The 26365-nt window shown below is 29.2% G+C and carries 29 protein-coding genes; 5 read left to right on the top strand and 24 right to left on the bottom strand.

The window, feature by feature from the left end:
• Nucleotides 1–70: 70 nt before the first annotated feature.
• Nucleotides 71–484, bottom strand: coding sequence for a hypothetical protein (locus ABF633_RS05255; protein ID WP_415522595.1), 414 nt, complete (start codon nucleotides 482–484; stop codon nucleotides 71–73).
• Between the two features lie 277 nt (nucleotides 485–761).
• Between ABF633_RS05255 and ABF633_RS05250 the strand changes: the two genes are divergently transcribed.
• Complete coding sequence (locus ABF633_RS05250) at nucleotides 762–1292, top strand: DUF2383 domain-containing protein (RefSeq protein ID WP_415522594.1); 531 nt, start codon at nucleotides 762–764, stop codon at nucleotides 1290–1292.
• 53 nt (nucleotides 1293–1345) lie between these two features.
• Here the strand turns inward: ABF633_RS05250 and ybaK are convergent, their stop codons facing one another.
• The gene (gene ybaK / locus ABF633_RS05245) at nucleotides 1346–1825 is read right to left on the bottom strand and encodes a Cys-tRNA(Pro) deacylase (protein ID WP_415522593.1); all 480 of its coding nucleotides are present in this window, start codon (nucleotides 1823–1825) and stop codon (nucleotides 1346–1348) included.
• 304 nt (nucleotides 1826–2129) lie between these two features.
• Here ybaK and ABF633_RS05240 point away from each other — a divergent pair, with 304 nt between their 5' ends.
• On the top strand, nucleotides 2130–2876 hold the full coding sequence (locus ABF633_RS05240; RefSeq protein WP_415522592.1) for a DUF3298 domain-containing protein: 747 nt from the start codon (nucleotides 2130–2132) through the stop codon (nucleotides 2874–2876).
• Nucleotides 2877–2880: 4 nt separating this feature from the next.
• Here the strand turns inward: ABF633_RS05240 and ABF633_RS05235 are convergent, their stop codons facing one another.
• The 4 genes from ABF633_RS05235 to ABF633_RS05220 form a co-directional block, all read right to left on the bottom strand.
• Nucleotides 2881–3027 (bottom strand): hypothetical protein, encoded by a 147-nt coding sequence (locus tag ABF633_RS05235; RefSeq protein WP_415522591.1) that lies wholly within the window; start codon nucleotides 3025–3027, stop codon nucleotides 2881–2883.
• Nucleotides 3008–3433, bottom strand: a complete 426-nt coding sequence (locus ABF633_RS05230; protein ID WP_415522590.1) for a TipAS antibiotic-recognition domain-containing protein — start codon at nucleotides 3431–3433, stop codon at nucleotides 3008–3010. Before ABF633_RS05230 ends, ABF633_RS05235 begins: the two co-directional genes overlap by 20 nt.
• Nucleotides 3434–3729: 296 nt before the next feature.
• Entirely contained in the window at nucleotides 3730–4407 is a 678-nt protein-coding gene (locus ABF633_RS05225) for an HAD family hydrolase (protein WP_415522589.1), read from the bottom strand.
• Nucleotides 4408–4524: 117 nt separating this feature from the next.
• Nucleotides 4525–5049 (bottom strand): GNAT family N-acetyltransferase, encoded by a 525-nt coding sequence (locus ABF633_RS05220; RefSeq protein ID WP_415522588.1) that lies wholly within the window; start codon nucleotides 5047–5049, stop codon nucleotides 4525–4527.
• Nucleotides 5050–5306: 257 nt separating this feature from the next.
• Here ABF633_RS05220 and ABF633_RS05215 point away from each other — a divergent pair, with 257 nt between their 5' ends.
• Nucleotides 5307–5618, top strand: a complete 312-nt coding sequence (locus ABF633_RS05215; protein ID WP_415522587.1) for an MGMT family protein — start codon at nucleotides 5307–5309, stop codon at nucleotides 5616–5618.
• A 159-nt stretch (nucleotides 5619–5777) separates the two neighbouring features.
• Here ABF633_RS05215 and ABF633_RS05210 read toward each other — a convergent pair whose 3' ends face one another.
• The 4 genes from ABF633_RS05210 to ABF633_RS05195 all read right to left on the bottom strand — a co-directional run bounded on the left by ABF633_RS05210 (nucleotide 5778) and on the right by ABF633_RS05195 (nucleotide 10233).
• Nucleotides 5778–6956: an acetyl-CoA C-acetyltransferase gene (locus tag ABF633_RS05210; RefSeq protein ID WP_415522586.1), complete on the bottom strand. Its 1179-nt coding sequence runs from the start codon at nucleotides 6954–6956 to the stop codon at nucleotides 5778–5780.
• Between the two features lie 479 nt (nucleotides 6957–7435).
• Nucleotides 7436–8014, bottom strand: coding sequence for a TetR/AcrR family transcriptional regulator (locus ABF633_RS05205; RefSeq protein WP_415522585.1), 579 nt, complete (start codon nucleotides 8012–8014; stop codon nucleotides 7436–7438).
• 302 nt (nucleotides 8015–8316) lie between these two features.
• The gene (locus ABF633_RS05200; protein WP_415522584.1) at nucleotides 8317–9495 is read right to left on the bottom strand and encodes a metallophosphoesterase; all 1179 of its coding nucleotides are present in this window, start codon (nucleotides 9493–9495) and stop codon (nucleotides 8317–8319) included.
• Between the two features lie 414 nt (nucleotides 9496–9909).
• Nucleotides 9910–10233, bottom strand: coding sequence for a HesB-like protein (locus ABF633_RS05195; RefSeq protein WP_415522583.1), 324 nt, complete (start codon nucleotides 10231–10233; stop codon nucleotides 9910–9912).
• Nucleotides 10234–10507: 274 nt separating this feature from the next.
• Between ABF633_RS05195 and ABF633_RS05190 the strand changes: the two genes are divergently transcribed.
• Nucleotides 10508–11191: a DUF4397 domain-containing protein gene (locus ABF633_RS05190; RefSeq protein WP_415522582.1), complete on the top strand. Its 684-nt coding sequence runs from the start codon at nucleotides 10508–10510 to the stop codon at nucleotides 11189–11191.
• A 111-nt stretch (nucleotides 11192–11302) separates the two neighbouring features.
• Here ABF633_RS05190 and ABF633_RS05185 read toward each other — a convergent pair whose 3' ends face one another.
• From ABF633_RS05185 to ABF633_RS05165, 5 genes are all read right to left on the bottom strand, one after another.
• Nucleotides 11303–11872: a non-canonical purine NTP pyrophosphatase gene (locus ABF633_RS05185; protein ID WP_415522581.1), complete on the bottom strand. Its 570-nt coding sequence runs from the start codon at nucleotides 11870–11872 to the stop codon at nucleotides 11303–11305.
• Nucleotides 11873–12202: 330 nt separating this feature from the next.
• Entirely contained in the window at nucleotides 12203–13522 is a 1320-nt protein-coding gene (locus tag ABF633_RS05180) for a gluconate:H+ symporter (protein WP_415522580.1), read from the bottom strand.
• 225 nt (nucleotides 13523–13747) lie between these two features.
• Nucleotides 13748–14764 carry a zinc-binding alcohol dehydrogenase family protein gene (locus ABF633_RS05175; protein WP_415522579.1) on the bottom strand — a complete coding sequence of 339 codons (1017 nt, stop codon included), beginning with the start codon at nucleotides 14762–14764 and terminating at the stop codon, nucleotides 13748–13750.
• 181 nt (nucleotides 14765–14945) lie between these two features.
• Nucleotides 14946–15632 (bottom strand): GntR family transcriptional regulator, encoded by a 687-nt coding sequence (locus ABF633_RS05170; RefSeq protein WP_415522578.1) that lies wholly within the window; start codon nucleotides 15630–15632, stop codon nucleotides 14946–14948.
• A 134-nt stretch (nucleotides 15633–15766) separates the two neighbouring features.
• Nucleotides 15767–16087, bottom strand: a complete 321-nt coding sequence (locus tag ABF633_RS05165) for a putative heavy metal-binding protein (protein WP_415522577.1) — start codon at nucleotides 16085–16087, stop codon at nucleotides 15767–15769.
• Between the two features lie 187 nt (nucleotides 16088–16274).
• On the opposite strand from ABF633_RS05165, the gene ABF633_RS05160 reads away from it, so the two are divergent.
• Nucleotides 16275–16775: an amidase domain-containing protein gene (locus ABF633_RS05160; RefSeq protein ID WP_415522576.1), complete on the top strand. Its 501-nt coding sequence runs from the start codon at nucleotides 16275–16277 to the stop codon at nucleotides 16773–16775.
• 50 nt (nucleotides 16776–16825) lie between these two features.
• Here ABF633_RS05160 and ABF633_RS05155 read toward each other — a convergent pair whose 3' ends face one another.
• From ABF633_RS05155 to ABF633_RS05115, 9 genes are all read right to left on the bottom strand, one after another.
• Nucleotides 16826–17455 (bottom strand): response regulator, encoded by a 630-nt coding sequence (locus tag ABF633_RS05155; protein ID WP_415522575.1) that lies wholly within the window; start codon nucleotides 17453–17455, stop codon nucleotides 16826–16828.
• 161 nt (nucleotides 17456–17616) lie between these two features.
• Complete coding sequence (locus ABF633_RS05150) at nucleotides 17617–18750, bottom strand: histidine kinase (protein WP_415522574.1); 1134 nt, start codon at nucleotides 18748–18750, stop codon at nucleotides 17617–17619.
• Between the two features lie 133 nt (nucleotides 18751–18883).
• A complete protein-coding gene (locus ABF633_RS05145; RefSeq protein ID WP_415522573.1) occupies nucleotides 18884–20077 on the bottom strand; it encodes an ABC transporter permease in 1194 nt (397 codons plus the stop codon).
• Complete coding sequence (locus ABF633_RS05140) at nucleotides 20074–21201, bottom strand: ABC transporter permease (protein WP_415522572.1); 1128 nt, start codon at nucleotides 21199–21201, stop codon at nucleotides 20074–20076. The genes ABF633_RS05145 and ABF633_RS05140 overlap by 4 nt, the downstream gene beginning before the upstream one ends.
• 2 nt (nucleotides 21202–21203) lie before the next feature.
• Nucleotides 21204–21974: an ABC transporter ATP-binding protein gene (locus ABF633_RS05135; protein ID WP_415522571.1), complete on the bottom strand. Its 771-nt coding sequence runs from the start codon at nucleotides 21972–21974 to the stop codon at nucleotides 21204–21206.
• A gap of 389 nt (nucleotides 21975–22363) precedes the next feature.
• The gene (locus ABF633_RS05130) at nucleotides 22364–23197 is read right to left on the bottom strand and encodes an Rpn family recombination-promoting nuclease/putative transposase (RefSeq protein ID WP_015616381.1); all 834 of its coding nucleotides are present in this window, start codon (nucleotides 23195–23197) and stop codon (nucleotides 22364–22366) included.
• A 381-nt stretch (nucleotides 23198–23578) separates the two neighbouring features.
• Nucleotides 23579–24085 carry an ECF transporter S component gene (locus ABF633_RS05125; RefSeq protein ID WP_415522570.1) on the bottom strand — a complete coding sequence of 169 codons (507 nt, stop codon included), beginning with the start codon at nucleotides 24083–24085 and terminating at the stop codon, nucleotides 23579–23581.
• An 83-nt stretch (nucleotides 24086–24168) separates the two neighbouring features.
• On the bottom strand, nucleotides 24169–25848 hold the full coding sequence (locus ABF633_RS05120) for a B12-binding domain-containing radical SAM protein (RefSeq protein WP_415522569.1): 1680 nt from the start codon (nucleotides 25846–25848) through the stop codon (nucleotides 24169–24171).
• The gene (locus ABF633_RS05115) at nucleotides 25823–26359 is read right to left on the bottom strand and encodes a hypothetical protein (RefSeq protein ID WP_415522568.1); all 537 of its coding nucleotides are present in this window, start codon (nucleotides 26357–26359) and stop codon (nucleotides 25823–25825) included. Before ABF633_RS05115 ends, ABF633_RS05120 begins: the two co-directional genes overlap by 26 nt.
• Nucleotides 26360–26365 lie beyond the last annotated feature (6 nt).

The following is a 26365-nucleotide window of genomic DNA, read 5'->3' as shown; positions in this document are numbered from 1 at the left end:
ATTCTATATGAAATATATTTTTAAAATAAAGAATAAGTGGAAATGAACTAATATCTCCACTTATTCTTTATCAATTTTTATTTAAAATTTTATGCCTTTTTATATCTGCCTCATATATGTGTATATTACTTAACTCTTTCTTTGCCTCTTCTCTAAGATTATTCCAAGACTCCGGTACATTATTTCCAGTAGAGAAATCTATCATATTTTTATCTTTCAATTCACTTTTTACATCATTTAATGAGGGACAATTTTCAAATAATTTTGGAGCAAAAGCTATACATGCATCTAAAGTTGAATTGGGATCATCTCTATCTATTGGAATTACAGATCTTATATTTCCAAGTCGTTTTATTTTTTCTTCATCATATTTTGCCTCATACCACCTTTTCTCACCTTCACCTTGCAGAATTTCTACATATATGTCTTCCAATCCATCCTTGCTTTCATGACCTATTAAAAGTATTTTAGAATATGCAGCCATAATTATTCTCCTCCTAAGATATATCACATTAATTATTATTTAATTAAAAAATACTAATAATAAATAATTGAAATTATATATAACAAAAAGTAGACAAAAATCATTAAAATAAACTTCTTTAATTTGATTATTATAATTAGTTTGTACAACATTTATCTTTTTATTTTTATATATTTAATTAAAATTATGAAAATTTTTCCTGAACTATACAGCATTACATAACATAAGTTATTCATTATATGAGCATATTATTAATGTGAAAGGAAGTGTTTTTTATATGCCTACAGGTAAAACAAAGCAAAATATTGTTAATAAAAAAAATAATTTCTATCATATACCTGATGTTTCTAATTTAAAGAAAAAAGAAAAAAATGTTAGTATAAAAGAACTAAATGCTGTGTTAAAGGGTGAGTACATGGCTATTGATTCCTATGAAAAGTATATAAAAAATATAGATGATTCCAACACAAAAGCTGAATTTCAAAAAATACAAAAAGAACACAAAAGAAATGCCATTAAATTATCTGAAAGAATCCAAACTCTAGGAGGAGTTCCTGTATCCAGTGTAGGTGTAACAGGTAGAGTTGTAGAAACTATATCCAGTGTGAAAAATATAGGCACAAAAAAACCTTTAGATTATGTAAAAAAGGCACAGCATGGAGAAGACATGGGTATAAAGCTTGTTTCTAAAATTGTAGAAGGTGACCTAGACGAGGACAGTTCAAAATTAGTGGACTCTATGCTGAATGAAGATAGAAATCATATTAATACACTTTCTGGAATAATAACAACTTTTGAACAGCATTAATTTAATAAGCTGTCCAAATATTTTGGACAGCCTTTCTTCTTATGATTTTTCTTTTAATGTTTTATGAAATATTTAAATTCACAATTTGTAACTTTGGCAAGATCCTCAGTGGAAATTTCAATTTGTGTACCTATCTTTCCACCACTTACAATTATTTTATTAATATCCAAAGCGCTAATATTAACAAAAGTTTTATAATCCTTTTTCATTCCTATAGGTGAACAGCCACCTCGTATGTATCTCGTTAATTTCATTATATCTTTAACTGCTATCATTTTAATACTTTTTTCTCCTGCACACACTGCCGCTTTCTTTAAGTCTATTTCAGCTTCAACAGGAGTAACAAATACATATATATTATTACTGCTTCCCTGAAGTACTAAAGTTTTATAAACAACTTTAGGATCTTCCCCAAGTTTATTGGTTACTGAAATTCCATCTATTTTACCATCTGAGCTATCATAAGTAATAATATTATATTCAATTTTTTTTCTATCTAAAATGCGCATAGCATTAGTTTTAATATGCGACATAATTTCCTCCTAATATGAATGTGACGTTTTTAAATCTGCAAAATCAACTTATATTGAGATAATCTTTACTATGACTAAAACCTGTTTCCTTACATAATTCAAAATATACGTCACAGCTTTGACTTACTATCTATTTTCATATTCCTAATTACTGGACTAGATATCTAAGAAGTTTGCCAGTAAAAAGCAACATTTTTATACTTGCAACATATTCTAGTTAGTGGCTTAGATACTTAAAAAATAATTAAAAAATATTGACACATATACGTTAATCTTATTTACAATATCTTAGGGGGTGTATATTATGAACCATAAACATAAAGGACATAATAATCTTACTCGTTCTCAACTTCCGCAGGATTACTATCCAAAATATTACATGCATAGAAATGATCCTGCAAACGGAAAAACCTTAACTGCCACTTCTCAGCCACTAAATTCAGAAAATTATAAAATACACGAATATCTAAATATTCCAGTGCTAAGCGGAGACTTTAATCCTAATGTTATAAATTACATTAATAATAATGTGAAGAATGACATTTTAGAATTTAAAAGTCAAATGGAAACAGCTGCAGATGAAAATGCAAAAGCTATGCAGCAGGCAGGTAAACCAGTAGTTCCATTTCAAATTTCAAACAACTATTTAGTAACTTATAACAAAAATAACCTTTTAAGTATTTCTTTAATCTATCAGCAATATATAAATGGAAGAAATAGTTATATAAGAACATCCTATAATTATAATCTTCAAAATGCTAGATCTATGCCTTTAGGAGATCTATTTAAACCTGGTTCAAATTATATATCAGTATTAAACAGTAAGATAAGGTCAATTTTACAGAGAAATCCTCAAGACTATTATCCTAATACCGCCAGCAATTTTAAAGGCATAACTGAAGATCAACCTTACTATTTGGATAATAATGATCTTGTATTGTTTTTTGGTTTCAACGAAATTGCTCCAGTTGCTTCCGGAATACCTTTAATAAAAATTCCCTTTTCAGAATTAAGTGATATATTAAACCCTCAGCTTTTAAGAAGTATTTAATTTATTACCATTCTGACGGTTTACAAATAATCTCTCTTATTTTAGTTTTCAATATATCCGCCCCATGGGCCGGCCTTATTATTATTGCTGTATCAGCTCCGTGTCCAGTACCTGATATGGCAATAATATCTTCACCATTCTGATCTATCACAATATATTTCTATGGCCTCACTTAAAAATTCAGCTAAGCCTTCCTTTCGTTGGTTAATTTTATCTCTGAAATTTTCGTCTTCTATATATAATTTTCCAAGAGCTCTAAACATATTTAAATTACAATTGTAAAAGCTGTCACTATAATACTCTCTTAATTCCCCAATAGCTTGTTGAACTTTTTCATGTGCAGGTGATTTATCCATTAAAATAATTATATCTTCATATATATAATTTAATCTTTCTCTAAGGCCCTTCCAATCTTCTTTAGTATATTTAGATACTTTTTTGTAGATCTCCTTATAAACACTATTCATGTATTTTTTCTTTGCAGCTTTACTCTGTTCTTTATTATAGATCTCCATATATGCCTTATCAAATAATACAAATATATCATCTTTTTTCATACCATACCACCAACCACCACTTATTTAAATAAACCTCTCAAAGAATAATATCACATTTTATCCGATGACTACCATCCGTAATACTCCCATCGCACTCTGTGAAAGTGATTCGCACAAAATTAAAAATTTTGGCTCTCTACTTTTCTATCAAAGTGGGAGATAACGGATGCTACGTCCCTGGATAACGATTTACCCTAAAGGACAACGATTTCTAAGTATCGAAAATACCGATACTAAGAACTCTGTTAGTAAGTTTCAGATGGAGAAAAAACTCCATCTGAAACAAAGAACTCTGTTTATAATATTTCTAGCAACTCATCTAATGAATTTATATTATAATCACTGGTAACATTGAGTTTTTTATCCCATCGTTTTATTAAAACAGAAGTAATACCCATTTTTTTAGCACTTATAACATCTTCATCAGAATTTCCCACAAATATTATATCCTTATTGGGAATATTGCAATAGGACAATGCCTTATTTATTATAATATCGCATGGTTTATAAGATCTAACATCACTGGATATTATAAATTCCTGAAAATAATTATATATATTCAAAGCCTTCAATTCTTTAATTAATATATCTGAATCAGAATTACTAAATACAATTAATTTTATTTTCCTTTTTCTCAGTATATTTAAAACTCCAATAACATCTTCATAAAGATAAGATTGATTAATATATAGTTCTTCATAATAGTGATGGGCTAAATTACTTAAATCTTCTATATTTAATTTCAAAGCTGCTTTTTTAAGTGATATTTCCAACATATCCTTCACACTCAAAAATCCATCTTCCTGTACATTGCAATATAGCTGATCATAGTTTTCACTTATTACTTTAGCAATTGTATCCCCTTGAGAATTTTTATATTTGCTGGCTATATATGAAAACAAATTTGGAGCACCTACTAAAGTTCCACCTATGTCAAAAAATATTATTTTATCTTGATTTTCCATACCTTTCATATTGCATCATCTCCATTATTGAAGTCTGTTCAGTATTATTACTATGTATAATTTCAAATCTTATTATATATATTTAATCATAAATGAGATATTATTATCAATACATAAAATATTTCATTATTTTTTCCCAAAAGCAGCCATAATTATTTCATCATAATATTTACCTTCTTTAAATATTTCATTTTTTAGAACACCTTCTACTTCAAAGCCGCATTTTTCATAACACTTCTTAGCTCTTTCATTAAATGAAAAAGTGTGCAATCTTATTTTACTTATATTCATATTCTCAAAAATAAATTTCATAAGCACTTTCATAGCATCTGTTCCATATCCTTTTCCCCAATAATCCTTGTCTCCTATCATTATTCCCACAACTGCTACACGAGTTAACCAATTCACCTTTTGAATACCACAGCCTCCTATATATTTGCATGTCTTTATATCCTCTATAGCAAAATTATATTCACCGCTTTCGCTGCCCTTTTGAGATTTTACCCAAGCTTCCTCTTCCCATAAACTCATTGGAAAAGGAATGTTAGTGACTAAAAACTTTTTAAGCTCCTTATCATTGACAAAATCCATTGCCAGCTTAATATCCTCTTCTTTGTAAGCCCTTAAACAAACTTTTTCTCCATAGTACATATCTCATTCCTCTTTTCATTTTAAACTTTTCTGTTATGATATTATACAAATAGACTATCATATAACATAGTTAATAAAAAGTATTTCAATTATTATTTGAAGCAAGTTCTTAATTCAGGTGGGGATTCTTTTACCCCATCTGAATTTTAGAACTGCAAATGCATGGCTTACTTGGCGTTGAACTCCCACTTGAAGAAGTGGGAAACTTACGCCAAGTTAGTCAGGTTAAACATTACTAAATATTAGAGGTGCAAATTGTGGAAAAATATTTTGATAAAGTATACAAAATTGTGGCCAAAATACCAAGAGGACAAATTGCTACTTATGGATTAATAGCAGCATTACTTGGAAATCCAAGAAATGCCCGTATAGTTGGTTATGCTATGAGAGCTGCTCCAAAGGATCTCAAACTCCCCTGCCACAGAGTTGTAAATAAAACTGGAACATTAGCAGCAGATTATATATTTGGAGATAAAAAAATACAAAGAACTATGCTGGAAAACGAAGGCATAACCTTTAATAATATTGGACGTATTAACGTAGAAAAGCACTTATGGGATGGTAAATAAAAATTTATATATATTTAAATGCCAAAAAATTAGAGTCATATATTTATGACTCTAATTTTTAAGTTATATACTAATTTATAAATTTATCTTAGCTTAGGTAGTTATCTAAGCTTTATATTTATTTAAACTAACTATTTTCCATTACTAATATAAAAATTATTATTCTCTTTCAACTATTAATGCAGTACCCTGGCCTCCACCTATACATAGTGTAGCTAGCCCTCTCTTAGCATCTCTTTTTTTCATAGCGTGCAATAGTGTAACCAAAATTCTTGCTCCTGAAGCTCCTATAGGATGTCCTAGTGCTGTTGCTCCTCCATTTACATTTACTTTATTCATATCAACTTTTAAGTCTCTTGTTACCGCTATACTTTGGGCTGCAAAAGCCTCATTTGCTTCTAATAAATCCAAATCCTCTACTTCTAAATTTATTTTATCTAAAGCAGCCTTTGTTGCATAAAATGCACCATATCCCATTATCTTAGGATCTACTCCAGCTGAAGCATAAGAAGAAATTTTAGCTAATGGTTTTATGCCTAGTTCCTTTGCTTTATCAGCGCTCATTATAACTAAAGCTGCTGCTCCATCATTTAATCCAGATGCATTTCCAGCAGTAACTGTTCCATCCTTTTTAAAACATGGTTTTAACTTTGATAATGCTTCTAGGTTACTGCCAAATCTTGGCTGTTCATCTGTATCAAATACAAATTCACCTTTTCTTGTTTTTACTACTATAGGTACTATTTCCTCTTTGAACTCTCCATTTTTTATAGCCTTTTCAGCTTTATTCTGTGATTCAACTGAAAATTCATCCTGCTCTTCTCTTGTTATTGACCACTTTTCTGATATGTTTTCAGCAGTTATTCCCATGTGATAGTCATTAAATGCATCCCATACTCCATCCTTAATCATTTCATCAACAAACTGCCCATTACCCATTTTGTATCCAAATCTAGCATTATCAACTAAATAAGGCGCTCTTGACATATTCTCCATACCACCTGCTACAATTATATCAGCATCTCCAGCTTTGATTATTTGAGCTGCTAAACTAACAGTTCTTAAGCCTGATCCACACACTTTATTAAGAGTAAAAGCTGGAACTTCTATAGGTAATCCTGCCTTTATCGCTGCCTGTCTTGCTGGATTCTGTCCTAAACCTGCCTGAAGAACATTTCCTAAAATAACTTCATCGATCTCCTCTGGCTTTATTCCTGATCTTTTCACTGCTTCTTTTACTGCTGCTGCTCCCAAATCCACTGCTGGTACATCCTTAAGGCTTTTGCCAAAGGCTCCTATAGCTGTTCTAACTGCACTAACTATTACAACTTCTTTCATTTAAATCTCCTCCTAATTTTTGATTTTAGATGTACTATATATTTAATAAATGTTAATGAACATTTTTAAATAGTTAATTTTATCACAATCTTTTCTATTCTACATGAAACCCATTTTTCATATAGAAGCTTTACTATATGAAATAATAATCTATTAAAATATGACTATCTAATTTTGATATTTAAGCGTCTTAACGCATCTTTATCTATCCTTCCATTCATAGCTAGCTGAGGGTCAAGACTTTCACAAGTGGATAATTCCCTATAAGCCATAACTATTATAGATTTTGCTTTAGGAAAAAAGCTTTCAATTTTAGGTGAATTAGGACTAATATAATCTTTTACTGATGCTAAAATTTAACTGAATCAAATTCATTTATATACTTTGTTTTTATAATAGACTGGTTGGTTTATAATTTGTAAAAATATATTATAGATTAATTAGTTAAAAATTTAACATTTATTTGCATAAAAAATGTATTACAAATTATTATACAATTCAATTTCCAATAAATCTTTCAACATAAAGTCAATTACATTTTTATCTTTAGTTATTCTATAGTAAACTGTATATCCTTCATATATAGAGAAAGCTTTTCTCGCAATACTATCCAATTTATCCTCTGATACTCCAGAAACTTTCAAAGAATTTTTAAAAACCTCAATTAATTCCTTAATTGAATATGCATACATATCGGATAAATCTTCTTCTATAAATGCTATTTCTAATCCTAATATGGCTATGGGACACCCAAAGAACTTACCAAGTGATGTAGAATTCCTTATATCTAATACTAATTTATTTATAAATACATCCCAAGTATTATTTGATAATGGCTTAAGCCAATTCTGTACTATAATTTTATAATAATATTTAGATACTTCTACTGCAAGATCTTTCTTACTTGAAAAATGAAAATAAAAGGATCCTTTTGATACTCCAGCTTCGGTCAATATATCATTTATACCTGTGTTTGAATATCCTTTTTGCAAAAATAATTTAGCAGCTATTTCTATTAAATGTTTTTTTGAATTTTCACCTTTGATACCTTTATTCAAAAGTATTCCTCCCATAAACAGAGTTCTTTGTTTCAAGTGGAGTTTTTTTCTCCATCTGAAACTTAGAAATCGTTATCCAGGGACGTGGCATCCGTTATCTCCCACTTTGATAGAAGATGGGAGTATTACGGATGGTAGTCATCGGATAAAATTAACGGTTTACTATTAACTCTGCTTTAATAATAAACCGTTCGGTATGTTTTGTCAATAAAATATATAAGAATATTTACAAATAAAATATCAACAAGGCCTTATTCAATTGAAAACATGCTGATATTTTTTATAGTAACCATTAACATTTTTTATTTATTAAAATTTACCTTTATATTGACTAGTTCGCCCTTTGTTCCAATTCTTATAGGTGGTCCCCAGGTTCCATAACCTGAAGAAACTATTAAATTAAAACTACCCTTGTTAAGATAGCCATAGTCATCTTCAAATACAAGTTTTGTAATAAGATTATTAGGAAAAAATTGACCATTATGGGTATGTCCTGAAAGTTGTAAATCTATCTTTTCTTCTTGAGCTTCTTCTAATTCTATAGGTCTATGATTTAATACTATAATTGGAAGTGATTTGTCTACATTTTTCAATATTTCTTTTAAGGATTTTGTCTGATGTTTTGTCACAGATATACTTGCTGGATCATCTCTTCCTATCACATAAAAGCTGTCATCAATTTTCTCTGCTGTATCCTGTAATATTTTCACATTACTACATTTAAAATATGAAAAAGTTTCTGCTAAATTTGCTTCGATATATTCATGATTTCCAGTGATTGCATATACTCCATATTTAGATTTTATATTTTTTGAAGCATGTGCAAGATATTGTTTGGATTTACTATTAGTATTTTCATCTACCATATCACCACAAAAGAAAACTATATCAGGATTTAAACTATTTATTGAACTAATCATATTATCAATACCTTTTTCTTTTACACCTATGCCAACATGGACATCCGAAACCATAACAATATTAAGCGAGTCAATTTTACCAGAATTTTTATTTATATTGACATTGTAATTAGTAACAACAGGATGTGTTGCCTCCCATACTCCAAAGGAAATAAGAATAAAAACTACTATGAAAACTAGAACTCCATTATCATATATTTTATTTAAATAATTTATAGCTTCTCCTTTTAAACCTATTTTCCCAGAAATAAATTTTATAAGATCAGTAATTGGAAATAATATCATCAAATAAAAAAAGGCAGCAAGGTAGACTGCTCCAACTAATTTAAATATTGAAGTCAATAAATTATTTACTGACAAAAAACTTCTGGATATAATATTTAAAATATAAGAAAGCGACAAAATCCAAAATATTATCCAATATACTATTATTTTAGATTTATCATTTTTATATAAAAAAATATTTATGCCTTTTCCAGCAATATAATAACAAGCCGTTATATATAGTAAAAGAAAAATTAGTATCAATGAAACTGTTGCTATTGATTTTAATACTTTCATTTAAACACCTCTTAAAAATTCACTTATATTTATATGTATTATTTAAATAGCTCATATAGCATACATCATATCAACAAATTTGATAATTTTTCAAACATTTACTTTGTATTACTTTAAATTATATTACTTTATAATTTAATCCTCAATGTACTAATAAGTAAAATTTTCAATAGAAAAAGTTACCCAGACATTAAATCTTTATATCTGTGGCAACTTTCATAAATACTAAATATTAATGCACTATACTTAGAAATCGTTATACAGAGACATAGCAACTCTTTACTCCAACTTTCACAGAGTGGGCTTCAAGTATTAGAATGGATAGTCATGGGATAAATAAAAAGGCGATGCTTTAAATACTGCTCATTTTAAAACATCGCCTAAATATCTATTAACTTTACATAAATACAAAAATTAGCAACCCGGACAAACTGTACAAGGACTTTCAGGTACTTTGATAGGTTTTAATTCAAGACCTTCTCCTTTATTTTCACTATTAGATAATATTGTAAATCCTTCAAATTCTTCTAATGCTTCTTTATCAATAATGAAAGTAATATCTTTAACTTGTTCTGAAACATCATTTTCACCTTTAACCCCATAATCAAGATTAAAAGTTACTTCTTTACAGTTTCTTCCTAAATAAGTTATTCTTAAATTAAAATCCTGTACATTGGTATTTACTAAAAAGCTTTTGAATTCTTCATAAGCTTCATCACTAACTTGCATAAAACTCATATCATGCACCTCCAAATAAATAGAATTTAAACCAGTAAATGTAATGCATTCAAAATATTATAATTAAATAATATTTTGTTTATCTATCTGGTAATTATAATAGCATATCTTTAACTATTTATCAATTGTATTTTGATATTTTTCTAATTTTATATTAAACAACATTTTACTTTTTAGCCGTAACTTAAGAAAATTGATATACACATGTTAACAGATTAATGCTCTACTTCATATAATAAGTTATATATTATAATTTTTATTAGGGGGTATTCCTTTGGCAAATTTAAATTCTGAAAAATCTTCCGCAGCCTACAATAACGAAACTTATTCAGATTATAACATAGAAAAAGACTACAGAGAATCTCAAACTAATTCCTATATTAGATTTTTTAACGCTTCACCTAATTCTCCAGCTTTAGATATTTATGTAAACAACACTTTACTTGTACAAAATTTACCCTATAAAGAATTTTCACTTTATTTTCCTGCTACCACCGGAAACTATAACATTAAAATTTTTCCTACTGGGCAGAATATAAATCCTCTTCTTGATGCTGACCTTTATGTAGCACCAAATACTATTTCTAATTTAGCCATTATTGGAAATGCTCCAAACTTAAGTTTATACACTATTCCAGAGCCTGTAACTGCACAAAATTTTGGAAGGCCTTGTGTTAGATTCGTTCACCTTTCACCAGATGCCCCTGCTGTTGATTTAAATTTATCCATTGGTACGAAAGTTTTTAGCAATATTACTTATAAAAAAATTACTGATTATGCTTGCCTTCCTTCTGGAACATATACTTTCACAATAAATGCCACCGGATCAAATAATACATTATTAACTATTCCTAATGTTCAGCTTTTACCGAATACTTATTATACTATTTATGTCTTAGGCTCTACAGAAGCTTCTGTCCCTTTAAGTGCTGTGGTTACAGCAGAGCAACGACAATAAAGAGGAGATTTTTAATCCTCCTCTTTTTTTAATTTACAATATTTATTTTATTAATTCAGGCTTTTATATTCTTAAGATCATCAATAAGCTTCTCTAATGTCTCAAAATCCTTTATGCCAATGAACTATACCAATCTCCAAACTTCTTTAAACAGCTGTCCTCTTTTGTCTTATCATATATTATGAAATCCTCTTCATCGAACTCTGCTAAAGTTTTATCAAATTCTTCTGGTTTAAATATATACCATAAATCAGACCATTTATTTTCATTATCCTGTCCTTTTATACTTTCTGAAAGTGTTCCTGATGATTTACTTTCAAAAAACTTTATATCTACTCCATCATAATAAGCTAAACATGATCTAAATTCACAGTATCTATTGCCAACGCCTTCCATTAGTTTCAATAGACCTTTTATTCCTATAGTGTCTAACATGGGATTAACATATGCCCTAGGAAAACCATTTAGTTCTTCAATAAAAAATCCTGCATCTAATGCTATACATGGTTTATTCACTATTTTATATCCTTGTATAACTTTTTGTTTAGCTATTTCCTTTATGTCATCACTTCTTGGTTCTATGAGTTCAGCATCATAAGATAAAACTTTTATGTTTTTTAACTCTTTCTCTGCTGAAGCAATTTTACCTTTATTTGTTGTCACAAAGATAATTTCCTTCATTTTATCCACCACCCTTTTTAAATAAGATATTAGTGTATAAGTATATTTTATATTAAATTTATAAATAATTCAAAAGCTAAGAATGAAATTATAGAAAGTATAGAAAAAGATAATCAATACATGCAGACTTATTGCGCTTGTATTGATTATCCCGTATAAATTTAAATTAAGGTATCTTAAAATAAATAACAATTCAAAGATACAACGTCTATTTTGAATTCAACAAGAAAACATGTCACCATGATAGTGATTCATCTATCAGATGGTTTTGTTAACGCAGCAGTATTAAAAATAAACTAACATACCGGATTAATTATTTTTTTAAGCTGCCTAATATATAATAGCATTTAATATCAATGCTCCTGCAAGGCCTACAAAAGACAAAATTGTATCCATTAAGGTAAAGGATGCAAAGGTTTCTGGTACACTTAAATTGAAAAATTCTTTAAACATCCAAAAGCCAGTATCGTTTACATGAGGGAAAATTAAACTTCCCGCCCCTGTAGCCAATACCATTAATTCCGGACTTACATGACTTACTTGAATTATAGGCATCATAATTCCAGCTGCTGTAATAGCTGCTACAGTAGCAGACCCTTGAGCAATTCTTATAAGTGATGCAATTAACCAAGCTAAAAATATTGGAGAAATGTTGCTTCCCTGTATAAGCGTAACTATATATTTTCCTACGCCGCTATCTATGAGTATTTGCTTAAAAGCGCCTCCACCAGCTATTATAAATACAATCATTGCTATAGCACCTAAAGCCGATCCTGCTGTTTTTTCAATTTCCTTCATATTTTTTCCTCTGTTTATGCCGAAAATAAAAAATCCTATAAGTAATGCTATCAATAGAGCTATAACTGGATCTCCTATGAATTCAAATAAAGTTTGTAGACTAGATTTTTTAGTTAAAATCATCTTGCCAATTGTAGCCAAAGTCATAAGTATTACTGGAATCAATGCTGTAATCACACTTACAACAAAACTTGGCATTTCTTCTTCTTTAAACATTTTTTTATTAAACAAATCCTTAGGAATTTCGTGGTCAAATTTTTTTAAGAACCTAGCAAGAAAAGGACCCCCTAATAGAGCCGCAGGAATTGCTACTATTATTCCGTATAGCAAAGTCAAGCCTATATCTGCTTTATATATAACAGCAATAGTTGTGGCTCCCGGATGTGGTGGTAAAAATCCATGGGTAGCAGATAGTGCCGCTGCTGCAGATATTCCTATAGTAAGTGGTGGTACCTTGGCATATATTGCAATTGTAAAAATAATAGGTAATAGTAAAACAATTCCCACTTCATAAAATAATGCAATTCCCACAATAAAACTTGTTAATACAATGGCAATTTGAACATGTTTCTCACCAAATTTATCAATTAAGGTAATAGCTATTCTCTGTGCCGCTCCGCAGTCTGCCATGAGTTTTCCAAATATGGCTCCAAATCCAAGAATTAATCCTAGATAACCTAACGTACTTCCCACACCATTTTCAATAGATTTAGTTATACTTAATATTGACATACCTTCCATATACCCTACTATCAGTGCAGTTATAATTAATGAAACAAAAGCATTTACCTTGAAAAACATTATTAACACCAATAATATTGCAATTCCTATGCAAACTATAATTAACGGCATATAAAGTTCCCCCTTTAAAATTATATTAGATATGATAGCTCTATAAAAAAATCTTTTATTGTCAATGAGTCTTATTTAATTGTGATTTGTACTTCCATTAAATTTAGATGAATTATCCATTGGCGTACCCACTTTTTACTCCAACTTTGAATCAGACATGAGTATTAAAGGAGGGGCAGCCATAGGATAAATTTTTTTAATTACAAGCAAGAGATGAAACCAAAGCTATTTTAAAATAGCATTAATTTTTAGATATTTTTCAGGATGATCTGAAAGTTCCTCCACTGCTCTTGGTACTTCATCTATAGATACTACTTTACTAATTATAGGCTTAACATCCACAGTTCCATCAGAAATTAACTTTAATGCCTCTTCAAATTCCCCTGCACTGGTTCTAGCTCCTCTAATATCAAGTTCCTTTTTAGTTATTAAATCTGTTGGAATACTTGTTTCTTTTTTAGGCCATCCTGTAAGTGCTATTCTTCCCGCATAGGATACATAATCAATTGAATTTCTTATGGCTGAATTAGCACCTGAAGCTTCAATTACCACTTCTGCCATTCTTCCATTTGTAATCTTTCTTATCCTTTCTTCTGCATTTTCCGTTAAAGTATTAATAATATTTTTTATTCCCAATTTAGCTGCAAATTCTAATCTCTCATCCACAATATCTATAACTATTGGAACTGCTCCGTAGGCTATAGCCGATAATGCAATTAATATTCCTATTGCACCTGCTCCATTTATAACCACATGTTCTCCTTCTTTTACTTTAGTTCTATGAATTGCATGTAACGCTATAGTTAATGGCTCTGCCATAGGAATTTGGTCCCAGGGAATATTATCAGGAACTTTAACCAATAGTTCTGATGGATGGGTAAATAATTCTGTCATTCCTCCATCTATGTGAACACCTAATACTTTTAAATCTTCGCAACAATTCGTTCTCCCTAAACTACAAGGATAACATTTACCGCAGTAAATATACGGATCTATAATAACTCTATCTCCTTTTTTTATTCCCTTACTGTTATTCCCTATCTCCAGCACTTCTCCTGCTATTTCATGTCCTATTATCCTTGGGTAGGATACCAGTGGATTAGTTCCCCTATAGGCCCCAATATCTGAGCCACATATTCCTAATGCCCTAACCTTTATTAATGCTTCATTTTCCTTTCTAACCGGCTCTCCAACCTCTTTAATTCTTATATTCTTTGGCGATTCTAGATAAACCGTTTTCATATAATATTCAACTCCTTTTTTAATATATTAGTAAGTTCTGATAATCAATGTAAACATTTTCTATTGTATACTTGTATACTAGCATATGTACAAAAAAACATCAAGAAATATTGGTACCTTTTATCCTGATGTTTATATCAATGCATTATAGTTTATTCCCTTATTACTATATTCTAATTAACTATTTAAAATAACTCTTATATTCGAAATCTTTATTAAAAATCTCTTCCCATCCTTTTTTTGGTTCCTTAAGATGTTTAGTCACCAGAGCTTCAACAGATTTTATATCTTTATTTTTTATGATTTCAATAAATTTTTCATGCTGTTTAATAGTATTTGCATTGGAATATTTAATTTCTGATATTAATCTCAATCTATCATAATGAGTACTTATTCTCAATATTCCTTTCCAAACTTCTGATCTTTTAACACCTGAAAATATTATATTATGAAATTGTACATCTAATTTATGAAAATCTATCTCACATTCTGTTTTTCCAGAAATATATTTTTGCGATATCAAGCATTTTTCAAGTTCCGCCAATTTATCCTCCGGAAAATATTTACAAGCCAGTTTCATTACTTCTATTTCTAAATAATACCTCATAAAGAATGCCTCTTCAATAAGATTTTTATCTATCAATGAAACATAGGTTCCAATTTGAGGCTTTACTTCGACGAGATGTTCTTCTTTTAATTTCATCAAAATTTCTCTAATAGGGGTTCTTGAAATATTTAATTGTTGTGCTAATATAGTTTCGCTAATGTTTTCACCTGGTTTAAGTTCTAAGGACATAATATTATTTTTTAAAATTCTATATGCATATTCCCTTCCACTTTCTCCATCTAATCTATCTAATAGATTCATAATCGCGCTCCTTTTTGTCTCACTTATTACTATTCTCTAATTATTAATAATCTAAAAATAGATTTTCTCTTTAAGGTTTACAACAAAAGCTCAAATCTCACTTTTAATGAATTTTGAGCTTTTATCCCAAAAATTTATTCTACTATTACTGCTGTACCAGAAGCAGTTACCATAATCATATTTCCACCTTGCCCTAATACTTCATAGTCAATATCTACCCCAATAACAGCATTAGCTCCAACAGCTGCTGCTCTATTCTCCATTTCTCTCAAGGCTTCTTCCCTTGCCTGTATAAGTTCTCCTTCGTAAGACTTAGAACGTCCTCCGAAAAAATTTGTAAGTCCTGCTGCAATATCTTTAATTACATCTACACCTGAGATTACTTCTCCAAAAATGATCCCCTTATATTGGATAATTTTCTTACCTTCTATACTATTAGTAGTAGTTACAATCATTTTAATTCCCCCATAAAAACTATTTTTATTTTAAAAATTCATGTTATAAGTTTAACATATACACACCCTACTATCAAAAGTATAATATTAAAACACCTTTAAAATTTATATCTTCATATGTGTAAACTGTACTTTTTATTTACATCTTATCATAAAATAATAACATAATTAATCTTATGGAGAAATTATGAATAATAAAATAAATTCCAACTATTCTCGAGTTAATGCTGTAAATTATGCTATAAAGTATGCAGAGCATCCCAATCCTTCGTACAAATATTTTCCTGTGCAATATGATAATGGCGGTGATTGTACAAATTTCACTTCCCAGTGTCTATTTGCAGGAGGAGCACCTATGGTTTTTTCAAGTAGAAATATATGGTGGTATAATAGTAAAGGTTGGTCTGTTTCCTGGGCTACAGCACATTCTCTCTATTGGTACTTAAAAGTAAGCGGAAATGATAACTTGTACGGTGTTAAAGGAAGAGAAGTTTCCTCTATTTCCTCATTGGAAATAGGAGATTTAATATTTTATAGAAATGGCAATGATAAACTAACTCATTCTGCAATTATAACCTCCTTTAATAAGAATATGCCTTTAATATCACAGCATAGTCCTGAGGTTTTAAATATACCTTATATAAAACCCTGGGCAAGCAAAATGCACTTTATAAAAATATCACTATAATTTAAATAATTTTGAGGATAAAATAATATACAAGTTTCTAATCATTATTTTCATCTTTTACCTGTCAAATAATATACTGCTAATTGAGTTCTATGCTCTAAATTTCCCTTTTCAAGTATAGTACTTATATGATTTTTTACTGTACCTTCCCCTATAAATAATTTTGCAGCTATCTCTTTATTTGACAATCCTTGTGCTACCTCCTGAATAATCTCCAGCTCTCTTTCAGTAAAAATACTGTCATCAAAGCCTACGCTCATATTATTACTTCTCTGAGTTATCTTTTCAAAAACCTTCTCATCTAAAACATTCACGCCATTATAAAGAGATTTTATCATCTGTTTAAGCTTTTCTGGTGTATGGTTTTTTATTAAATATCCCTTTGCACCATTTTGTATGGCCTTTTCTACCAAATCATAATCATCAAAAGTAGTTAATACCAATACTTTTCCTAGAGATTTTTTCACTATTTCCCTTGTAGCTTCTATTCCATCTACTTCTGGCATTTGAAGATCCATCAATATAATATCAACTTTATTTTTCAAAGAAAGAGCTATAGCTTCTTTTCCATTTTTAGCGCATCCAACCACCTGAAAATCCTCATCCATATCTAATATTATTCTTAGACCATCTCTTACAAAATCACTGTCATCTGCAATTACAATTTTTATCTTATCCACCAATACTCTCTCCTTAATTTAAATAATTAATAACAAAGTAAGTCCATCAATGGCTATCCACTACAATACTACATATATAAAAATAGAATAGCGGTAGCACATTCAAGATAATTTTTCTATACTTAATAGCATATAAACTCTAACTAAATAGTATTTATTGATTAAATCTGCTTGATGGGTAAAAGCATATTTATCTCAAAACCAAGATTTGATGTTATAAAAATATTACCATTAGCTGCTTCTATTCTCTCCTTCATACCCGTCAGCCCCATTCCTTCTTTAATATTATTACAGCCTCTCCCATCATCCTCTATTGAACAGCGAACCAATTTATTGAGAATAGTTATATTTATTCTTATATTTTTACACCCTGAATATTTCAAAGCATTTGAAAAAGCCTCTATGGAATTATTTAACATAATTTCCCATATATACTCTGAAACCTCATTAATTTTTCCACGACAAACAAGCTTTGCATTTATATCATAATTTTCCTTAAAATTTTCACATAGTTTTCTCAGTTGAATCAAAGATAATTGGCCCTTATTAGGCTTTTCTTTTCTTAGAATTGCTCTAATTTCATCTAAACTTTTTCTTAGATTATCTATTACTGCCTGAATAATTTTATTACTATCTGCTGGCTTATCCTTAATTAAAAGTTTACATGCCTCCAGTTGATAAACAGATCCATTTATGCTATGTCCTATTTTATCATGCAACGCCTGGGATAGTCTGCTTCTTTCTTCAAGAGATTTATTTTCAAGGGCTAATGTAAATTTTTCTATATCATTTTTATGTCTCATTCTTTGCTTTTCTATAGATGTTTTTAAACTTTCTTCAGTATTTGAAAAATCAGTTAATAATGCTTTATATGTATTTATTATGTAATAATGCTGAAAGTACATAATATTGCAGCATAAGCAGGCTATAAAATATATTATTCTATTATCCTTATCTAAAACAATTAGAAAGGTAAGTAAATACAGATATGGTGGCAAACCAAAATAAGCTATAAAATCCAATACTACAATGGGAATAAGTATTGAATAAAAGACTTGAAAATAAAAGATTAATGTTATACAAACAGCTAAGCATAGAATCAATAGAATTATACTCTTTTTATCAAGGAGCTCATAAAATAATGCTGCTGCAGTAAATATAAACAATATGCTTATCTCTAAAATACTTCTTTCATATGTGATTGTTACATTTGCAGTTATAAAATATATAATTAATGAAAATATGTAAATTAACTTTGCAATTGGAAAATAATATTCCATTATCTTTTCCTTCATATAATAACCTCTGTGAATAAATATTATATTTTAGATTAATTATATCACAAAATCAGAATAAAAAATTAAGTGACTCTTATGAACATAAAGAAGAATCCTTTATTTAAGAGATTCTTCTTATTTCTTAATCTTTCTAATCACTATTTAACTTTAAACCTAAAAACCCTATAGATAAAAACAATGCCATATATGCAATAACAATCATTCCAAATACTGCACCCCAATAATTAGTCCCTAGAAGTATCTGCTCCGCCGTTTTAACTACCCATCTCTGCGGCATAATTAATGCAATATTTTGCATCCATTTAGGAGTTATATCCAGTGGGAAATATAAGCCTGACATTAGTGCAGTAATTGTAGTTATAAAAAAAGTTAAATAGTTTGAATTACTTAAGCTTTCAAAAATAGCTCCTAAAGCTATACTCAAGGTATTAAATATTAAACCTAATCCCAGTATTAATATGGAAATTTCAAATAGATTCATGCCTGTATCAACTCTTACAAATAGTTTTATACTAACAGCAATCATGGCAATCTGTACTATAAGAGCAGCTATAGCTACATAAACCTTTACCATTCCGTAATTAAAGATATTACTCTTAGTAAGCATTATTCTCTTCAATACTCTATTGTTTTTTTCCTCAATGAATATAGACGCTATAAAGTTTCCACTAAACATTAAGGTAATTGACATAATAGCTACAAGATAACCAAAATTAGAAATCTGTGATTTTTCTGCAGAATTTAAGGCTCTTTCCCCTTTAGCAACAGAAATTAATTTCTCTTCTGTTTTATCCTGAGATGCTTTTTTCATCAGCTGTTGAAAAACCATTTTATCACCCTTTGCCACCGTTGAATACAAATTAAATCTTGACAATATCATATTAATATTATTCTCTAGAAGCTTTACTCTTTCATCAGTTCCTGTAGTGAATACATTTATTAAATTTTCATTATTACCTTTTATTACATCATCTGAAAAATCTGAAGGAATATATATAAATCCATTGGTAGGAGTTCTATTGGCTATATTTACTGCTTTTTCTTTGGCAGAATTCAAATCTTTTGTTGAATCTTCATACACAGTTATTTTAAAGGAACTATTACTTTTTAATAAATTTATTAATTCATTGGACATTTCACTTTTAGAGTTATCAAATACCGTTACACTTGTTTTAAATACTGCAGTTTCTGAGTTATCCTTTTCAAGAGGTATTTTCAATATTAAAGCTGAAGCTAATGGTATTAATAAAAACAAGAATATAGATGCTTTATTTCTAAACAGCAGCTTTAGATTTGATTTCAGCATTACCAAAAATCCACTCATATGGCTTTCCTCCCTTTTGCTGTAGTTACTACTCCTATAATTATTGCTAGAATTGAAATAGTTAAAAGTAATATAATACAACTATCTGTATAGTCGCTATATCCTTTTGTTGAAAGCTCTACTAATGTTCTATTTATATAATATATTGGTGACAGCTTAGCAAGATTATCACTGACAAAGTTATACATATAGGTTTGAAAGGACCCTCCTACGAATCCAAAAAAGAATGCAAATAAAAATATTACTACATTTGCTAAAGCTTGACTTTTAATTATTAAAGCAATTAATATCCCTAGAGCTGAAGATGTTATAATCTCCAAAATTAATATTCCTGCTGAAACTAGAGGTGAATTACCCCAATCTACATCCATTAAAATTGTTGAAGCTATTGTTGCTATACCTATTTGAATAGATACCACAAGCACTGAAGGGATTAGCTTCCCAAAGAATAATGTTAAGGAACTAGCATTTGTAAGTCCAATTCTATTTGTAACTCCATATTTTCTCTCATTATTTACTATGACAGATACCATCAACATCCCAAACCAAATAACATAAACAATTTCTGTTATACCATAATATACTATTGAACTTGGCATTGGATCAACATTTAGAGTTTCCAGCTTCACAAAATTTTTATTCTCCTCTGTATTTTCATTGTTCATTTTAGCTGGAATTTTATTTTCAACTAAATAACTCATTAGCGCCTTATTTCCATCATATAAATACATAGCACTACCCATACTGTTTTCAAATATTGTTGTATTAATATTAAAGGTATCTTTTTTATAAATTATATATTTGTCATCATTGATATCTACATAAGCTGCTACACTTCCGTCTTTAATTTCTTCTATAGCTTTTTCCTTTGTCATTTTAAATAGGGTAATTTTATTTTCTTGAAAAGCTTTTATAAAGTTTGAGAAACTTTTCTCTATATTACTGCCAGCCTCAATGCTGTAACCTACAGTAAAAGGCTTTATAGTATAATTTTTATTCATTTCCTGTGAAAAGGCACTGGATAATATGGCAATTAATAAAATTGGCAAGAATATCAAAAACAAAATAGACATTTTATCTCTGAGCATGAGTTTAAAATTATTTTTAACTAAGGTTAATAACATTATTAACCAACCTCCTCACCAAAGTCTCTAAGTTTTTTACCAGTAAGAGTTAAAAACACCTCTTCTAATGACATATTCCTATCATCCTTTGATACTAAGGATACAAGCTCTTCCTTTGTTCCTAGTGCAATTATTTTTCCATTATCCATAATTGCTATCCTGCTACATATAGCCTCAACTTCCTCCATATAGTGACTGGTATATATAACTGTTGCTCCCTGAGAATTTATATATTTTATTTTTTCCAAAATATAATTTCTGGATTGAGGGTCTATGCCAACAGTAGGCTCATCAAATATGAGAAGTTTTGGTTTATGACTTAAGGCACAGGCAATATTTAGCCTTCTTTTCATTCCTCCAGAGAAATTTTTAGCGAAGCCATTTCTATGTTCAGATAGTCCAACAAACTCCAAAGATTCTTCCACTGCATTTTTTAATTTATTACCTTTCAATCCGTAAAGTCCAGCAAAAAGCTCTACATTTTCCCAAGCTTTAAGATTTCCATGTATAGCAAGCTCCTGTGGAATATATCCCAGCTTCTCCTTTATTTTATTCATTTCTTTTTTATTATCATAATTGAATACAGTAATTTTGCCTGTAGTTGGTTTTACCAGAGAACAAATCATATTCATAGTAGTACTTTTCCCCGCTCCATTAGGCCCTAGAAGTCCAAATATTTCACCTTCATTTATCTCCATTGATATATGGTCAACTACTGTTTTATTGTCATATTTTTTGCTTACCTTATCTAAATTTAATATTGGCAATGCCATATTAACCACCTCCATGGTTAAATATTAACATTTTCTTTTTTTATTTTTAAGTGCAAAAAGATATAAATAGGTATTACTAAAGTAATACCTATTTATGCATCTTCAAAAAATAATCAAGTTAGTACATTAGTATATTTGACTTGTTATCTATTTTCAAATGCCTTATAAACAGAATTCTTGGTACCAGGTGGAGTTTTTGTTTATGACCTCTGAAACTTACTAACAGAGTTCTTAGTATCGATATTTTCGATGCTTAGAAATCGTTGTCCTTTAGGGTAAATCGTTATCCAGGGACGTAGCCACTCTTTACTCCCACTTTGAAGAGATGGGAGTAAAGAGTGGGTAGTCATCGGATAAAAATTATTTCTATATTTAATTGTACTTATATATTATTGTTCATCTTTTAATTTCAATACTTCTTCCTTAGACAATCCTGTCTTTGATACTATTGTATCTATATCTAGTACATCCAACAAACTTTTAGCTACATTTTTTATACCTTCTTCTATACCTTCTTCCCTAGCGGTATACAATTGCTCCTGTTTATCTATAGAGTCTTTCAGGTCATTCTCATATAATTCTCTTTCATCTTCATCTAGACACATTATATCTAATACTTCTACTGCCCTTTTGATATTTTTATCTTCTTCTAATTCTTTTGGTATTCTATTTCTGCTATATTTATAAGCATTATTTAAAAAGGTAATCCATCTATCTAAGGTAGTTTTTATATCCCTTATGTCCTTATCAAATTTCTTAAGCTCTATAAAATGTAACTCTAATATATCTGAAAACTCTTTTCCTGTTTTTGAATTATAAAGCTTATATTTATTATGATAATCTTCTCCTTCAATATAGTTAAAATCTAATACATTTATCCCTATAGTCTTATTTAATGCTCCATATCTTCCCTTTTCCTGAAGTTGATCTGAGTATACTTTAGCCCAGTAGTACAAAGATCTTTTATCATAAAAGATCTGCGGTGCTACTTGAATTTCTATATCATACCACTTACCCTTTTCATCTACTGCTTTAATATCCAGTATTGACATCTTTCCATGAATATAATTAGATATGTTATAAGGATTTTTTATAGTTATATCCTTTATTTGTTCTTGCTCTGATAATACTGAATTTATAAAAGATATTAATAGTTCTTTATTCTCTTCACTCCCAAAGAGCTTCTTAAATGCAAAATCTACTTTTGGATTTATTTTACACATTATAATCACTCTCCCTGTAAGGCATCTGAAAATAAATAACAAGTCAAAGATACGACGGATATTTTGAATCGTACAAGGAAACAGGTTCCGCAGATAGTGAGCTATCTAAGGGTTCTGTTGACGTAGTAGGATTCAAAATAGACTAGTATACTGACTTATTTATTTTTTGAAGATGCCTAAATATCATATTCTCATTATAACTTAATATCCTTTATTATAGTCTACATTTAAAAAATATTTCTTAAATAAATTCATTGTATTCTATTTATAGGTATTATCCTTTATTTTAACTATTTCTATAGAATAAAGAACTTGGGATTTTATTCCCAAGTTCTTTATTGTTAATTTACAATTGTATTTAAATTAGATTTACCTAGCTTATTATGAGAAAGCCTTGACTAACTTTATTCTCAATGCCCTCTCAATAGCACCCACTAATATAACTGTTATAATTCCATCAACAAAATGATGTGCAACTGTTCCTATACCAACTACATACAATGCATTGACTGCTGTAAAACCAAATGGGATTACTATTAATGCTTCAAGAATTGCGTGAATTGGTGCCGTAAATACTATAACCTTTTTAAAGGATACACCTTTCCTTATTAAAAGGGCTCCAGCTAGTCCTACAAAGGTATGAGTAAAAGCTCTTGCAGCTATTACTGCCGGTGCTGTAATTAAGAAACCTAGTGCAGAACCAATGCCTACAACTACAGCTACTTCAGGAGCTATGAGCATTGCCAAGAACATTGGTACATGAGAAGCAAGGGTAGCTGAAAAAGGTGGTATTTGAATTTTTAAAAATGGACCAAATACTATTGGAATTATGATTGCTAATGCGGTTAATAAACCCGTAACCGTCAATTTTCTAACATTATTTTTCATTATTATACACCTCGTATATACTATTGTATATACAGAAGTATACATGAAAAGTTCATAATTGTAAATAGGAGTTAATATACCACTTAAAAATAAAATATATTCTCCACATCATTCTCATCAAAAATTACATATTTTGTTTTCCTGTGAATTTTACTTTCTGCTTCATATTTCAATATATCTATATCAAATTTTTCTATGTGAAAATTCTGTTCTTTAGAAAATACATTATCTTTTTTTAATTTATTTCTAATTTCCTTCTCCACAATTTTATCAATATCTCTATTTAAAAATGTGGGAAGCCATTTTTTCTTATTAAATTTTAAATAATCGAATTTTATTATTTCACTTATATCGCTATTATCTTCTTCTAGCTCTTCCTCATTATATTCTAGAAATACTTTATAATAATCGGAAGAAGATATATTTCTATCAAAATATCCTTTTTCCCTAAAAAAGTTTCCAAGAGAAAAATAAAAGTCAAAAGGCTTTTCAAACTTAGCTACAAAATATTTTAGTATATTAATAAATTTTCCAGAGTTATAGTATTTATCCACCATAGCTTCCACTCTTTTTAGTTTCAATATTTCTTCATAGCTTAAGCTATCTGTCTTAAATATTTCATAAGGTGCATAGGGTGAATACACCATCCCCCATTGTTCAGCTTCATATCTCATAGCAGAACCCTTTAACAGTTTTAAAAATCCCAGTTGGATTTCTTCTGGCCTTATTGAATAAAGGTCATTAAAAGACTTCCTAAATCTTTCATAGTTTTCTCCTGGGAGCCCTGCAATCAGATCTAAATGCTGCTTTATATTTCTATTTTTCTGAAGCTTTAAAACCTTTTCCTTTATATCTTTAAATTTAATATTTCTATTTATATTTTTTAATATATCCTCATTTGTGGTCTGCACTCCTATTTCCAGCTGTATCCTGCCTTTAGGTGCAGTTTTTAAAAGTTCTATCTCTTCATCCTTTAATATGTCTGCGGATATTTCAAAGTGAAAGGTTGCATCTGTATTGGCATTAATTAGAAATTTCCATATTTCCATTGAAAATTTATGGTTACAATTAAAGGTTCTATCCACAAATTTTATAAGTTTTACTCCTTTATCTATAAAAAATTGCAGTTCTCTCTTTACCCTATCTACATTTAGAAATCTCACCCCATTACTGATAGAAGATAGGCAGTATTTGCAATTAAACGGACATCCTCTGGAACTTTCATAATAAACTATTTTATTTTTTAAGTCGTCATCTTCCCTATAGGGAAATACAACTTCATTAAAATTCATAAGTGATCTTTCTCCACCATATATAATTTTATTATCTATTTTTTGATACAAGCCTTTGATATTTGAGGCTTCGTGATAATCCCTTTTACTTATTCTCCACTGTACAAATTCCCTATATATAGCCTCTCCTTCACCTTCAATAAGATAATCTCCCGGATTATGAAGCAGAAAGTTTTCAGCATCATAGGATACTTCTGGTCCACCAAATAATATCTCTATTTTACTATTTAAGGTTTTTATTAAATTTGCAAGCTTTTTTACATATTCTATATTCCATATATAGCAAGAAAAGGCCACAATATCTGGATTTTCAGTTATTATATTTTCAAACACCTTTTCAATCCTATCATTAATAGAAAACTCTTTCACTTTACATTTATAATCCATATCTCTAGTGTATTCTTTTAAATACCTTACGGCTAAATTGCTATGTATATATTTAGAATTAATTGCCGTTAATAATATCTTCAATTAAAAAACTCCCTTTCTTTTGCGCCTTTATATAGTATATATTATCAGAGCATTTTAAATCAATTATATTAAAATAAGATTGCAAAAGCCTACCAGTATTTTTGCAGGAAGCATCTATCAATGGATTTCTGGCATTTATTGGTACTACTTTATATTTTCTATTTGGAACAAATACCTTAAGCTTCATAGAAATACTTTTGAATCTAGGTTTATCTACATCCCATAAATATAATATTCCATCTTTTCTTATATACTCAGAAATTTCTTTAAAAAAATTCAACTTAGATCTTTTGGTTTTAAATTCTAACAATGAAAAAAATACCACACAGCTGTCATAATAATTTTTTTCTATTCTATTTTTATCTACATTTCCATTTATGTAATCAATAGTTATATTATCATCTATATTTTTACATAGATCATAAACGATACCATTATTTTCAAAACCTATATCAAGTACATTGCCTGTAAATACTTCTTTTTCCAAATTAATAAATATCTCCTTACTCATTAAACT

It is taken from the genome of Clostridium sp., assembly GCF_047718555.1.
Lineage (GTDB): Bacteria > Bacillota > Clostridia > Clostridiales > Clostridiaceae > Clostridium_I.
This window is presented reverse-complemented; position numbering and strand designations above follow the sequence as displayed.